7 protein-coding genes are annotated in these 13,857 nt (G+C 75.7%); all 7 read right to left on the bottom strand.

Going from position 1 to position 13,857, the window contains the following annotated elements:
* Nucleotides 1-18: 18 nt before the first annotated feature.
* The 7 genes from PH203_RS36460 to PH203_RS36430 all read right to left on the bottom strand — a co-directional run bounded on the left by PH203_RS36460 (nt 19) and on the right by PH203_RS36430 (nt 13,704).
* Nucleotides 19-345, bottom strand: coding sequence for a hypothetical protein (locus tag PH203_RS36460; RefSeq protein ID WP_289925763.1), 327 nt, complete (start codon nt 343-345; stop codon nt 19-21).
* A 10-nt stretch (nt 346-355) separates the two neighbouring features.
* On the bottom strand, nt 356-862 hold the full coding sequence (locus PH203_RS36455; protein WP_289925762.1) for a SigE family RNA polymerase sigma factor: 507 nt from the start codon (nt 860-862) through the stop codon (nt 356-358).
* A gap of 112 nt (nt 863-974) precedes the next feature.
* Nucleotides 975-2,909 carry an SWIM zinc finger family protein gene (locus tag PH203_RS36450; protein WP_289925761.1) on the bottom strand — a complete coding sequence of 645 codons (1,935 nt, stop codon included), beginning with the start codon at nt 2,907-2,909 and terminating at the stop codon, nt 975-977.
* Complete coding sequence (locus tag PH203_RS36445) at nt 2,906-6,646, bottom strand: DUF5682 family protein (RefSeq protein ID WP_289925760.1); 3,741 nt, start codon at nt 6,644-6,646, stop codon at nt 2,906-2,908. Before PH203_RS36445 ends, PH203_RS36450 begins: the two co-directional genes overlap by 4 nt.
* Nucleotides 6,643-7,803, bottom strand: a complete 1,161-nt coding sequence (locus tag PH203_RS36440) for an AAA family ATPase (protein WP_289925759.1) — start codon at nt 7,801-7,803, stop codon at nt 6,643-6,645. The genes PH203_RS36445 and PH203_RS36440 overlap by 4 nt, the downstream gene beginning before the upstream one ends.
* A 127-nt stretch (nt 7,804-7,930) precedes the next feature.
* Nucleotides 7,931-12,841 carry a DNA-binding protein gene (locus PH203_RS36435; RefSeq protein ID WP_289925758.1) on the bottom strand — a complete coding sequence of 1,637 codons (4,911 nt, stop codon included), beginning with the start codon at nt 12,839-12,841 and terminating at the stop codon, nt 7,931-7,933.
* Nucleotides 12,838-13,704: a DUF4132 domain-containing protein gene (locus PH203_RS36430; RefSeq protein ID WP_289925757.1), complete on the bottom strand. Its 867-nt coding sequence runs from the start codon at nt 13,702-13,704 to the stop codon at nt 12,838-12,840. Before PH203_RS36430 ends, PH203_RS36435 begins: the two co-directional genes overlap by 4 nt.
* Nucleotides 13,705-13,857 lie beyond the last annotated feature (153 nt).

Below are 13,857 nucleotides of genomic sequence, written 5' to 3'. Positions count from 1 at the left end.
CGGACGTGTTCTCCTGGATCACGAGGTGGGCTTTCCGTTCGCCGGCAATGGCAGCGGCAGCGGAGGCGGTGCGGTCGTCGACGGCATCAGGACCGACTCGGCGGAGGTCACGGGGCGCGGCCCAGGGCCGGCGGGACCGCCCTGGGCGAACGGACCCGTCATCAGTACCAGGACGACGCCGAGGCCGGTGAGGGTCACCGCCGACCCGGTGGCCATCCAGACCGTACGGTTGCGGCGCCGGGCGCGAACCCCGGCCTGCAGCCGGTCGCGGTGCCGGTCCTCGTACGGAGTGTGCTCCTCGCTGTCACGCATCAGCCGTGCCAGCTCCTGCTCGAAGTGGTCCATGGCTCCTTCTTCACTCCACCGGCTCGACGGCCTCGGCCAGCAGCCGCCGCAACCGCGCGACACCGCGTGCCGTGAGCGAACGGGCGGTCCCCAGCGGGCACCCCAGAATTTCCGCGACGTCCTGCTCGGGCAGGTCCTGGTAGTAGCGCAGCACCACCGCGGCCCGCTGCCGCGCCGGAAGGGACGCCAGCATGGCCTCAAGCCGGGTCCGCTCGTCCACGACGGCGGTCGCGTCCGCCACCTCGGGCGGGTCGGGCAGCTGCTCGACGGGCTGCTCGCCCCACCAGCGCCGCCGCGCCGAACGGGCCGCGGCCCGGGCGAGGATCCTGCGCACATAGGCCTCGGGTGCCTGTCCGCCCACCTTCGGCCAGGCGAACCACAGCTTGACGAGCGCCTCCTGCAGCAGATCCTCCGCCCGGTGCCGGTCCCCGCCGGTGAGCAGCCTCGCCAGGTGCAGCAACGTCGACCACCGAGCCGCCACGAACCGGTCGAACTCCTCGGTCCGCACCTGCCCCATCGCCGCGCCCCCCTGCCTGCCTGTCGTGCCCACCGGCTTCCACCGCGCCCCCACACCCTCTACAAAGACGCCGGCCCCGGCCCCGCTATGCACCCGGACCATGTGGCATGGGTCACACAGGTGTGGGTGTGAGTGTGGGTGTGGGTGCGGGCGACGGCGTTCGCCAGGTCGCCTCGACCAACGCCCGTTCCGTACGGGACAGATAGACGGCCGCGGCGAGCCATGCCCGCGCGTATCCCTCCGGATCGGCCTGCCGGGTCCGGCCGAAGACATCACGGCCACGGCGGTCGGCCTCCGCGGCGAGCGCATCCGCGAGATCCGCGGCCGCCCGGAAACCGCTGCGGCGCAGCGAGGCCGTCCCCGAGGCCCGGTCACCGTCGCGCGCGGGTGCGGCGGTGGCCCGGCGCCCCCCGGACACGGCCACCTCGACCAGCCGCCGCAGCCGCCACAGGGGCGCCTCGGCCACCGGATCGGCCGGGACCACGGACAGGCCCGCCACCGGCGGCAGTTCACCGGCCGACGGGAAGTGCGCGCCTTCGAGACGGTCGTAGCCGAGATCGGCGTGCCCGCCCCACTCCGGCGGCAGGCGCAGCGTCGCCGTGCCGTCCGGCACGGGGCCGACCGCCAGCGGCCGGAGCGTCGCGGCGCGGGCCGGATCGAGCCGCCCCACGACACGCAGCCGTAGCCCGGGGCGGGCGGCCAGCTTGCGGAAGTTGGCCGTATGGGCCAGGTCGGGGTGGCTGTTGGACGGCACCAGCCGGATCAGCAGCCCCTCCGCCTCCGTCTCCGCCCCGCCGGGCGGCAGCTCCCGGGCGAGCAGCTGGTCCTCGGCCGCTCCGACGACGACCACGTCACAGCCGATCAGTTCACCGTCCGCCGGCCCGCCCTGCTGCGGCTCGGCCGCCGGCGCCGATCCCGCGAGCAGGGTCGCCGCGGCCTTTGCCAACGGGCGGGCGAACAGCAGGGCGAGCGGGCCCGACGTCCACGACAGCCCCGCCACCGGGGTGGCCCGCACGCCCTTGCCGGCGCCGAGGCGACCGTCCGGGGACAGCGTCGCACCGGAGATCAACAGCCCGCCCCGGGACAGCTGCGCGTGATCGAGACTGCCGGAGCCGAGCGCGACGGTGGCCGTGGCGGCGCCCCGCGCCCGGGCCGTACCGCCGGGTCTGACGTCGGAGACGGAGAACCACCGGCCGTCCTCGGACAGCACATGCGTGACGATCCCGCCGTATCCGGTGGCCGAGACCACCGGCTCCCGGCACACCCCGTGGACCCGCAGGGCGCCGCCCGGACGGTAGGCCCGCCGGGCGATGCCGACCAGCGCCGGGTCGGGGTCCGACGCGGCCAGCAGTGCGCTGGTGAGGAGCAGTTCGCGCAGTCCGGCCACCAAGTCGGCCAGCCGGTGGCCGTCGTGGCGGGCGCGGGCCGCACGCAGTGCGCGCACGACCCTCAGGGCGGCCGCCTCCGGGCGGTGCAACCCGGCGAGTCGTGCCGTGTGCGCGGCGCGCAGCAGCTCGGCCTGCGGCACGGCGCCCGCGGCGGGGACCCCGGCGGCAAGGACCGCGGCGGCCGCGGCCCACAGCCCGGCCGCGGCCGCCACCTGCGCCTGGGTCGGCCCGGCCGGCGGCGCGTCGGACCCGCCGGTGTCCGGCTTCCCGGTGTCACCGGCACCCTGTTCCGGCTCGGTCGCCCCGGCGCCATCGCCTTCGGTCACGGGCACGGCCGCGGGCGCCGGCGTCTCGGCAAGTGCGTCCGCGTCGGCCACCGGAGCGGCACCGAGCACGGCCGCGCGATGCAGACAGCGGGGCGCGAGCAGACAACTGCACCGGGCCTGGGCGTCGTCCGTGACCGCACCGGACGGCCCCGGAGCGAGCGTGACCTCGGCGTCCTCACCGCACCGCACGCGCCGCACGGTGCCCTCGGCGACGACGGGCAGCGTCGCGTACGCCTCGATCGCGGCGTCCAGCTTCTTGCGCAGCCGGGACGTCAGCTGCTCCACGGCGGCGGCGACCACCTCGGGCGCCACGGAAGGCAGTTCGGCGTTCATCGGGTCTCTCCGCGGAGGCGTTCGCCCACCCAGCGGGCGAGGGCGAGGGGACTGAGGGCGGCGACCGGCATCCCGGCCGCGACGAGCTGCCGGGCCACGGGGACCGAATAGCGCGGGGTGCCGGTGTCGTCGAGGGCGGCACACCCCATCAGGTGCACCCCTGAGCCCGCCAGGGCCCTCACCTCGCCGAGGAGCCCGCCGAGCGGACGCCCCTCCTCGAAGTCGCTCACCACCACCACGAGGGTCCGGCTGGGAACGGTCACCAGGGAACGGGCCTGCGCCAGACCCGCCGCGATGTGCGTACCGCCACCCACGCGCACCTCCAGGAGCAGCGACAACGGGTCGTCGACCCGATCCGTCAGATCGATGACCTCCGTGGAGAAGGCGAGGAAGTGCGTGCTCAGCGTGGGCACCCCGCCCAGCACGGCCGCGGTCAGCGCCGACCAGACGACGGACGCCTCCATCGACCCGGACACGTCGACCACCAGGATCAGCCGCCAGTCCGCCTCCCTGCGGGAGCGCGTGCTGAACACCGGCCGCTCCGGGACGACCAGGGTGCGGCCGTCGTCCGTCCTGCGGGTGTGCGCGAGATTGGCGCGCAGGGTCCGCGGCAGATCGATCCGGCCGCCCGGCCGGTGCGTGGGACGCGGTGTGGCCAGTCCCGTCAGCGCCGGACGCAGACGGGTCGCCAGCTCCTTGGCCAGTTCGTCGACCAGCCGGCGCACCAGCGGGCGCAGCCGGGCCAGTTGCTGCTCCGGCATGCCCCCGGTCAGGGAGAGCACGGACGTCAGCAGATCGACCGAGGGGCGGACCGCCTTCGGGTCGAGCTCGGCCAGGACGTCCGCACGCCCCTGGTCGGCGGCGCCGGCCAGGACCTCCTCGCGCACGTCGGCACCGAACAGCGCGTCCAGTTCCTCGGCCCACTCGCGGGCGGTCGGGAAGGAGGCGCCCTGCCCGCCACCGCGGTTGCCCTCCCGGCCGAGATCGGCGGAACCCTCACCGCGGCCGGCACCGTACAGCTCGTCGAGCGCGTGCGCGTAACGGCGGGCGCCCGGCGGCAACTTGTCGGTCTCGCGGCCGAGGAGGAGACGCCAGCGGTCGGTGGGGGTGAGGTGGAGGACGGGGGCGGCCGGTGCCTCCGTCTCCGCCGGTGCCTCTGTCCCTGACCGGGCCCCCGTTTCCGCTACCGCGTCCGCCTTGGCCTCCGCCCCTGCCTTGGCCTGCGCTTCTGCCGGGGCCGGAGCCGGGACAGGTGCGGTCGTGTCGGGGGTGGGGGCCGGGCCTGGGTCCGGAGACTTCGCGGCCTCCGCCGCCCAGGGGGCCCGCGGGGCTTCCGGAGATTCCGGGGCTTCGGGAGCCGGCGTGCTCCCGGCCGTGGGCAGGCCCGCGCCGCCCAGCGGTGCGCGCAGGGAGTCGACCGCCGCACGGCCCGCCGCATCCGCGGCCGCCCACAGCGCGAACAACTCCGGTGAGGCACCGAGCGACAGGTCGAGACGGTCGCCCAGACGGTCGGTGACGGTGTCCAGCAGCCGGTCGCGGCCGGCCGGGCTGAGCGAGTCGAAGCCCCCGCGCAGGGCGGGCAGCCGGACGAGGAACCCCTGGTCGCTGAGTGCCTCGACCCGGTCGAGCAGCGGGTCCAGTGCGGACGGCGCCGACTGGAGCAGGGGAGCGGCGCCGCTGAGCAGTCCGGTGAGCCGACGGCTCAGCGCATGCCGGGCCTCGGGGCCGCCCGCGTTGTCGATCCAGCCCGCGGTCCGGGTGCCGAGGGTGTCCGCGCCGTCCAGGTCGAGCATGACCCGGGCGGCGAGCGCGGCACCCTGGACGAGCGGGGACCCGGTGCGCGCGAGGTCGTCCAGCGCGCCGTCGATCCGCAGGCCGAGGCGGTCCTCCGCGGCCCGCGAGGCCAGCGCCACAAGGGCGGCCGCGTCCTCCGGGGCGTCGCTGCCGGCCAGCCCCGGCAGGGACCGGACCGCCGACTCCAGCAGCTCGGCGGCGAGTTCGGCTGCCGCGGGACGGCTCCCGGCCGTCGCACCGGGCAGGTGGCCCCGCCGCAGCGCCTCCAACAGGTCGAGCGCGGTGAGGAGTTCGGGCAGGGTCGCACAGACGGGGAGCACCTCGGCGGCGTCCGCCAGCCGCTCGGCGACCAGCGCGGGCAGGTCGCACCGGGCGGCGCCGCGGAGTTGCGCGAGCACGAGGGCGGCGGTGGGGCCGCCGTCCGCCGACTCGCGGCGGTAGGTCTCCCGCAGGGTGCCCTCGGCGGCCAGGGCCGCGGTGACGCCCCGGACACCGGCCAGATCCAGCCGGACGGGGACGGCGGGGCTCCACGACAGTCGCCAGCGCGTGGTCAGCGCGGTCGCGTCGCCCGTGCCCGACACCTGGACCGGCTCGCCGTATCCGGCGCCGCACACAGCGAGCCGCTGGAGCAGGATCTCGCGCCGGCCGTCGAGCGGGGAGCGCAGCGGATCGAGCCGTACCTCGCGCGAGGCGGGGTCCTCGGGGCCGGGCAGCCGCAGCGCGGCGAGCTCCGCCTCGACGGACGGCCCGAGCCCGGAACGCGGCGTGCCCGGGGCCACCCGGCCGCGGTCGGTGCCGACCAGGACGACCTCGGACGCCCGGGCCAGGGCCCGGCCCCGGCCGAGCGGTTCGCCCTGGCCCATCACGGTCGTCAGCGCCTCGAGCACCTCACTGCGACCGGGAGCCGCGAGACCGCGCAGTCGCGCCAGGTCGCCCGCCACGCGCAGCGTCTCACGAGCCTCACCCGTGCCGGCGACGTGTCCGGCGGCACGCAGCTCACGGCACACATCGGTGATGGCCCGCGCGGCGGCCTCGTACAGCCGCCCGGGATCGCCTGCGGCGGTGAACACGGCCTGCTGCCAGCGCGGGTCCCGGATGCCGGCCGGATAGCCGGAGCGGGAGTCCAGCAGGTCGAAGGCGTACGGCACGAGGGAGGTCACGACGGACGGCCCCCCGTCCGCCACGACGTCGGCGGCTCCGGCGGTTGCGGCGGAGCCCGCCCCGAGCGCCCCGCCCGCGTCCACCAGCGCCGGTGCGTGGAAGGCGCCGACGACGGCGGCGACGCGGCGTCCGCCGTCCGCGGCCCGGGCGATCGCCCCGCGCATACAGGCCTCGCGCGCCAGGTCCACCGAGGGCACCCCGCCCGCCGACTCGGCGTCACGGCGCAGCGCCCATCCGACACCCAGGGCCGCCCGCCGTACGGCCTCGGGGGCGCATCCCGGGGCGAGGACCTCCACACCGCGGTCCCACAGGTCGTCACCGTCGCGGCCCGTCCCCGCCGCGGTGAGCGCCGCCCCGAACGCGGTCGGAACTCCGGCCGCCTGCCCCCGCTCGCCCTCCGCCACAGCGGGATCCTGCGCACCCCACCGGGGGTCGGACATCGGCAGGTCGCAGCACACGACCTCCGCTCCCCGCGCCCGCGCCCAGCGGATCGCGGCGAGCTCGGGGGAGAAGTCGGCGAAGGGATAGAAGCCCAGCCGCCCGCCCTCAGAGGCTCCGGCGAGTGCGACCGGGGCGACGGTGCCCGGCGCACCGAGATGCGTCAGCCACGGCTGGAAGTCGGCGGGCAGCTCCACGCATACGACGTCGGCGCCGCAGGCGTCCAGCAGCGCGGGCACGGCCGCGGCGAGCGCCGGACTGTGATGCCGTACGCCCAGCAGGTACGGCGCCACGGAGCCGGCGAGCGCGGTGAGGGCCGCCCTCGGTTCCTGAGCGAGCGTCACCGAAGGTTCTCCCGCAGGTCCCAGAGGCGGCGCCAGGTCGCCGAGCCGTCCTCGGCGCGGCGGCGCACCGGGCCGTCCCAGTAGCCGAGCAGCCGCGCGTGGTCGGCGGGGTCGTCCTTGCGGACCACGCCCAGCAGATGGCCGGGGACCAGGTCGAGACAGTCGCCGCCGGGGAGATAGGCGGCGGCCACGCCCAGGGAGGCGGCGACCTGCACCGCCTCGGCGGTGGACATCACCGTGCCGGGCCGCTCCACGTCCCAGCCCTCGGCCGAGCGTCCGGCCCGCAGATCGCGGAAGACGGTGACCAGGACGTCGAGCACCGCGTCGTCGACGCCGAAGGCCGCGCCCGCCCGCTCCACGGCGGCCGTGGCCTGCCGCTTGACGAGGGCGGTCTCGGCTTCGACGTCCGCGATCGGGTGCACGGTCTCGAAGTTGAAGCGGCGCTTGAGCGCGGCGGACATCTCCGACACGCCGCGGTCACGGAGGTTGGCGGTCGCGATGACGGTGAACCCGGGGGCCGCCGCGACCTGGGCGTCGTCGGTGCCGGACAGCTCCGGCACGCTCATCCGCCGGTCGGACAGGATCGACACCAGCGCGTCCTGCACCTCGGGCAGGCACCGGGTGATCTCCTCGATCCGGGCCACCTTCCCGGCGCGCATCGCGGCGAGCACCGGCGAGTCCACCAGCGCCTGAGGGCTCGGTCCCTGGGCGAGGAGCAGGGCGTAGTTCCAGCCGTAGCGCAGGGCGTCCTCGGTGGTGCCCGCGGTGCCCTGCACGGTCAGCGCGCTGGTGCCGCAGACGGCGGCCGACAGCAGCTCGGACAGCATCGACTTGGCGGTGCCGGGTTCACCGACGAGCAGCAGCCCGCGCTCTCCGGCGAGGGTGACCACGCACCGCTCCACCAGGGCGCGTTCGCCGACGAACTTGGGGGCGACGACCAGCTCGTCCGGCAGCCCCTCGGGTGCGTCGGCCAGCTTGAGGGACTCGCCTCCGCTGCCGCAGACGAAGGTGATCACGGCGCGGGGCGTCAGCAGCCAGCCCGGCGGGCGGGGACCGTCGTCATGGGCGGCGAGAAAGGCGAGTTCGGTGGCGAAGCGCTCCTCGGCGGGCAGGGTCTGCCGGGCCGGCGGGGCCGTCGCGGTGTCGGTCAGGGTCATGGATGTCCTTGCTCGGTGGATCGGTCCGTAGAGGTGCGTGGGGGAGAGGCATGAGGGGGAAGCGCGGGAGAGAGGCGCGGGGGCGCGGGGGCGCCGCCCGACGAGCGGCGCCCCGGGACCGGGTACGTCAGCGGCGGCGTCCCCGCCGCACCTTCAGCTCCTCGAACCGGGGAGCGTCACCCTCCCGCACGCGCTGCCACGCCCGGCGGTAGAGGTCGGCGGCCGGCTCGAACGGCACGATCAGGCCGAACGGCGTGTGCTCGTCGGTCACTTCGTCGAACAACGCCAGCTTCCAGCGCTCCAGGGGAACGCGCGGAGCCGACTGCTCGACCCAGCCACCGGGCAGGAACAGCGACCGCCCGGCCCGCGACCGGTTGGCCTCGACCACCAGGCCGGTGGCGGCCAGTTCGGCACGGGCCGCCTTGAGCCGGGCCGGCTTCCAGCCCGTCCAGCGAGCCGTCATACGGTCGGTCGGATCGGGCATCGTGAGCAGCATCAAGTGGAGCGTGGCGGCGTCCTCACCGATGCCGTACTCCTTGGCCGACTCGGTCACCAGGTCGGGCACCGAGCGGTTCGGGTCCTGCGGCCACCACGTGCCGTCCTTGTCCCGGCCGCCCGCGAGCGGCTCACCGGGGTCCGCGAGGAGGGCAGCGAACCGCTGGTCGCGGACCAGACGGAGCGCCACCTCGGCGGTGTAGGGCCGCTGGTTGTCGACCCGCACCGCGGGCAGGTAGGGATCCTGGCCGGCCTCGTCGAGAAGGGCGACCCTGATGCCCGGTGCGGGCTGGTCGTCCTGGGTGGCGAGGACGACGGCGCCGTACCGTTCGAAACCGGGTCCGGTCTCGGTGGGGGCGCCCGCCGTCTTCCGGAAGTCGGGCAGGCTGATGTAGCGACCCAGGTCGAGCATCAGCCCGGGGTGGGCCAGCCGGTCCCGCACGGCGGTCAGGGCCGGGGGCAGTGCGGCCCGCACCGGATCGCCGGCGGGCAGCCGGTGGGCGAGCCAGGCCATGAGGCCGACCGCGCCGACCAGCGTCTGTGCCGTGAACCCGTCCGTGTCGCCGCCGACGGGCTTGACCCGGTCGCCGCTGACCGCCCACTCCAGGTCCCGGCTGAGCTCGGGGGAGGAGGCCGGATCCACGAGGGCGGGCAAGGCCTGCCGGACCGGCCAGGACGCGTACCGGAAGGTGCGGCTCGCGTCGCCGAGCAGCACCTCCGGCACGGCCACCCGCTTGCCGACCCTGGAGTTCCACACGGCGGCGGCCGCGGCCACGTCCGGGCCCTCGGTCCACAGCCGGGCCGGCTCGGCGGGCAGCAGCGCGCCCAGGACCGCGGCCCGCACCGCGCCGTCGATGCGGCTCAGCTCGTCCTTGGCGACCGCCGCCGGGGCGACCTTCACCCCGATGAGGGTGCGCGCCGCGGCGCTCAGGAAGCTCCGCTCGTGGACGTCGATCCCCGGCAGACCGGCCACGATCAGCCGGGCCATCGTCTCGGTCACTCCCGTCAGACGGGCGAACTCCTCGGCGGCCTCCGGGAACCAGGGCGCAGGGCCGCGCTCGGCCAGCTCGGCGAGGAACGCGCCGAGCCGTCCCGTGCCCGGGTCCTCGCCCAACGGCTCCGACTCCAGCGCCTTGTAGGGCTGCGGCGCCTCGAACCGCCCGGCCGGGTCATGGAAGTAGCCCGTGAAGGTGGCGCCGTCGTCCTCGAGCGAGCGGCGCCCGGTGACGGCGAGGAAGGCGCCGTCGGCCAAGGACAGCAGACCAGTCCACGTGCCCTCGCGCCAATGGCCCAGGGGGGTCCGCAGCGGGGCCGCCGGCACGTGCAGGCTCACCCTGCGCCAAGGGCCGGACGCGGCGGGGGCGAGGCCGAGGCGGTCGAACTCGGCGAGCAGCGTGCGCAGCACCTCGCGGTGCTCCTCGGTGGTGGTGCCGGAGGCGGCCCGGTAGGCCAGTGCGGTCGTCCGCTCCAGCAGCGACTGCAGGTCCGGCTGTCCGACGGGCAGCGGATGACCGTCGAGGTGGAGCCGGGCGTCCGGCCGGCCGGGGAGGGCGGGCCCGGTGAGCCCGGCGGCCCGGGCGAGGACACGCAGACCTCGGAAGACGGTGTCGGCCTCGTCGTCACCGTGCCACCAGTAACCCCTGGACGTGCCGAGTCCGTTCGTCGCCGCGAAGAGCGCGCGGTCCGGGGGACCTGCGGGCCCCTCGTCCTCCAGGGCGCCTTCGAGAGCGCGGGTGAGCCGGGCGGCCGCCGCGTCCAGGACGGCCTGTTGGGAGGCGGCGTGGCGCGTGACTCCGGCGATGCCCTTGACGAGCGCTTCGTGGGTGACGGGAAGAAGGGTGCGGATCGCGTCGGACAACGCCTCCTCGTCGCCGCGCGCCGCGGTGGCCAGGAGGGCGGCGGCCGTGTCCCGGTCGATGGTCCGCAGCGCCTTCGACCCCTCCGGGTCACGTGGCGTCAGGCATTCCCAGTACTGCACGGGCGGCAGCAGCAGGGTGCCCTCGCCGAAGATGCCCGGCGTGCGGTCGGTCTTGGCCCAGGCGGTGACCACGCCGTCCGCGTCGACCAGGTCCAGCTGCCAGTTGTTGCGCACGACCGCGGTGGCCCGCTCGGCGCCCGGGAAGACCACGAGTGCGGTCGGACTGCCCGCTTCGGCGGGCAGGGTGACGGTGTGTCCGGCGAGGTCCTCGGCACGTCGTGAGCCGTCGGGCAGCTTGACGACCCGCAGGCCGACCAGGCCGTCGACGGGAGCGCAGGCCGGGGTGGCGCCGGCGGTGGGGGAGGGGCGCAGCCGGCCGCCCGCGAAGCTGCTGTGGCCGGGGGCGTCCCGCAGCGCGTCGGCCAGGAAGGCGGGCCTGCTCATCCGCCCGCGCTCGTTCGTGGCCGGGTCGTACTCGTACCAGCCGTGTGCCGCACGGTCCTCGGACTCGGCGTGCCAGACCCAGTAGGAGGAGCCGTCGAAGAGCAGCGGCCGCTCGTCGGGCAGGGTGGTGTCCCCGGCGTGCAGGACGCCGCGCCCGGTGGTCCGGCCGCCGTCCGGCAGCGGCAGGGTGATCGGGAAGTCGCCCCGGTACCAGTCCATCTCGGTGCCGCGGGTGCCGTGGGAACCCTTGAGGGACTCGACGCGGTCGGCTCGGGGGTGCCAGTAGCCGCGCAGCCCGTCCTTGCGGGAGTTCCAGTAGACGAGGAGTTCGCCGTCCACGTGGTGGAAGCCCGGGTCGCCCGACACGTCGTTCGCGGGCAGGCGCAGGTCGTGGGTGAGCAGGGTGCCGTCGGCGCCGATCACCCGGGCCTGGGCGTTGCCCGCGACGACGAGGTGGGGCCAGGCGTCGGCGACGATGACGTCCTCGACCCGGTCCGCGGGCACGAGGGCGGCCGTCGCCTCCTCCCAGGCGGGCCAGCACAGTTCGTCGAAGAGCCCGGCGCGCAGGGTGCGGGCCAGCACCGGTGCCAGATCGGTGCCCACCGCCGCGCGGACGTCGTCCTCGGCCAGCGCCAGTGCCTCGGCGGGCAGCCAGCCCAGCCGGGTCAGCGCGTTCGGCAGACCGGGCAGGCCGACCGCGGTGAACCGCCGTACGACCGAACTCACCCACTCGGCCAGCAGGCCACGGCAGCCGGGCGACGCCGCCAGCAGACGGATGGCCCGCAGCCCCTGGTCGTTGTTGTGGAAGCGGTCCGCGCCCCGCAGGAACGCGTCACGGAAACGGGGGTCGGCGCCGAACAGCACCAGGTCCCGCTGCCCCTCACCGACGGCCCAGGCCATCAGCGGCAGGGCATCGTCCGCGTCGTTGCCCGGGGCGGCCACCGGCACGTCCAGGGACAGCAGCAGATCGATCAGGTCGATGTCGTGCAGGACGCTCAACGCCCGCCCGGACGCGGTGAGTTCGGCCCGGAGCTGGTCCGCCGCCCGCTCCACCAGCGGATACAGCTCCGGCATCCGGCTGGAGCCGCGCCAGGACCGCGCCCGCTCCCGGAACACCAGGAAACGCCCCAGCCAGCCCGCCGTACCGTCCCCCGGCCGCTCCTCCGCGGGCAGGGAGCCGTCCCACAGCCCCGCCGTCGCCCCGGACGCCTCCAGCACCTGGAGCCACAGCGCGGGCAGCTCCTCGTCGGAGCCGGCGGGCAGCATGTCCAACAGCGCACCGCGCACCCGCCGGTCGCGCTCCGCCAGCCCGACCAGAGCGGCCCGGTGCCCCTTCCACCACCCGGCCGCCGCCCGCTGCGTGGCCGGCAGCCCCAGCAGCTCGGCCAGGTAGTCCTGCTCGGCACGATCGGCGTCCTGGCCGGCGGCCCGCGCGAGCCTGCGCAGGTCGGTCGCCATCTGCGCGGACGGCGGCAGACCGCCCGCCGTACGACGGAGGCACAGCTGGGTGAAACGGCGCAGCGCCTGCTCGGCCGGCACCCGCGCGGACAGCTCCTTGCCGTACGCGGACAGCACCTTCACCGGGAGCGCGCCGGCCAGCGCGAACTCCAGGAACACCGCGTCCAGGCGCTCCTCCTGGACCGTCAGCCCGTGCTCCGCCTCCGCCTTGCGGGCCCGGGTGAACAACTGGGCGGCGTAGGTGGCGTTCTCCTCGGCCAGGAACACCCGCCCGGCCTGCTCGTAGAACGTCGGCAGGAAGTGCGGCACCGCCGCGGCCAGCCGCTGACCGAGCTCCAGATACGCGTCCAGGGCGGCCTTGGGACGGGACTTCGCCTGCCGGGCCGCGCGCTCCAGATCCGGTACGACGCCCAGCGCGTGGTGACCGTCCTGCGGATGGTGCACCAGCACCCACTCGGGGAAGCCCAGCGACTGCCGCAGCCCGAGCCCCACGACGGCCGGCTCGGCGTCCGGCTCCATGCCGAGGAACCCGGCCGCCAGATCCTCGGCCGCCCCCAGTTCACCGGCGACCAGGCGCACCACCACCCGGTCGTCGAGCCCCGGATGACGGTAACTGCGCGCCGTCAGCGGCACCGCGCGCTCCCCGGCCCCCTCCGTGCCCGGCGGCAGCACCGCACCCGCCGCCAGCAGTCCCTCGTACGACACCTGCGTCCCCCCGCTCATGCGTTCCGGTCCTCCTCGATCACGCGCCCGGCGTACAGCGCCGCGGCCATCCGCATCCCCTCCGACCAGGCCACCGGGCCCACCTCCCGCAGCGGCAGCGCCCGCCCGTCCTGGTCCTGCCAGGTCAGGCCGCCGGTCTCCACCGTGTCCTCCCAGTACGGCTCCCCGATCCACACCGAGGCCTCGACGGTGCGCCCGCCGTCGCGGACGCGCGCCGTGGAGTACCCCCCGCTGACGCGGTAGCCGAGCGAACTCGCCCGCGCGGCAAGGGCGAAACGGGAACGGAAGGAGCCGCCGGTGAACTCACGTATCTCCGTGGCCTTCGGGTCGAGGTCGTCCGGCCGCCGCCAGGTGGCGCGGTGGATCTGCTCCACGCGCTGCACGATGTCCAGCTCCGCCGCGAACTCCCTGATGTCCTCCAGGTCCGGCAGCAGCACCGGGTGCGGCAGCGTCACCGTGCGCGGGGACAGCCGTACCGTCTCGCCGTCCAGGTTCACCACCCGCAGCTCGCCGTCCTCGGTGGCACCCCGCAGGAATCCGACCTCGTCGGGGTCGTCGCCCACCACGGCCATGTCGCGCAACGCGGACTGCCAGGCCTCGTCCGGCCACACCCGGGCCAGCAGACCGGTGGGGACGGGCAGCGACGACACCATCCAGGAGTCGACCTGTGCCACGCAGGCGGCGGCATGCCGATCCAGCCATTCCGCGAACCGCCGCAGCCGGTCCACCTCCGGGTGGTCGCGGAGCGCGCGCGGCAGCGACTTCAACTGCCGTCCCGCCGCCCGGCCCGAGGTGGCACGCGCCGCCACCCGCCCGTCCACCAGGGCGACTTCATACCCGTCACCCGCCGAGAGCCAACCCACGAGTCCCCGCCTTCCACATCAGGACAGCAAGAAGAAAGCACAGTTCAGCCGGGGACTCCCCGGCGCCAGTGCGACGATGCGAGAAACGTTAGCGGCGATCACTGACAATCGGTCCGAGAGCCGGTGAACGGGCCTCGGCGGCCGGGTGCGAAA

This window comes from Streptomyces sp. S.PB5, assembly GCF_030403745.1.
Classification (GTDB): domain Bacteria; phylum Actinomycetota; class Actinomycetes; order Streptomycetales; family Streptomycetaceae; genus Streptomyces.
The sequence above is the reverse complement of the archived record's forward strand: the minus strand, read 5'-3'. Positions and strand labels throughout refer to the sequence as shown.

Bases quoted from the DNA above. Each gene is read 5' to 3' on its own strand.
- PH203_RS36460 (WP_289925763.1), bottom strand. From the start codon at position 345: ATGGACCACTTCGAGCAGGAGCTGGCACGGCTGATGCGTGACAGCGAG.
- PH203_RS36455 (WP_289925762.1), bottom strand. From the start codon at position 862: ATGGGGCAGGTGCGGACCGAGGAGTTCGACCGGTTCGTGGCGGCTCGG.
- PH203_RS36450 (WP_289925761.1), bottom strand. From the start codon at position 2,909: ATGAACGCCGAACTGCCTTCCGTGGCGCCCGAGGTGGTCGCCGCCGCC.
- PH203_RS36440 (WP_289925759.1), bottom strand. From the start codon at position 7,803: ATGACCCTGACCGACACCGCGACGGCCCCGCCGGCCCGGCAGACCCTG.
- PH203_RS36435 (WP_289925758.1), bottom strand. From the start codon at position 12,841: ATGAGCGGGGGGACGCAGGTGTCGTACGAGGGACTGCTGGCGGCGGGT.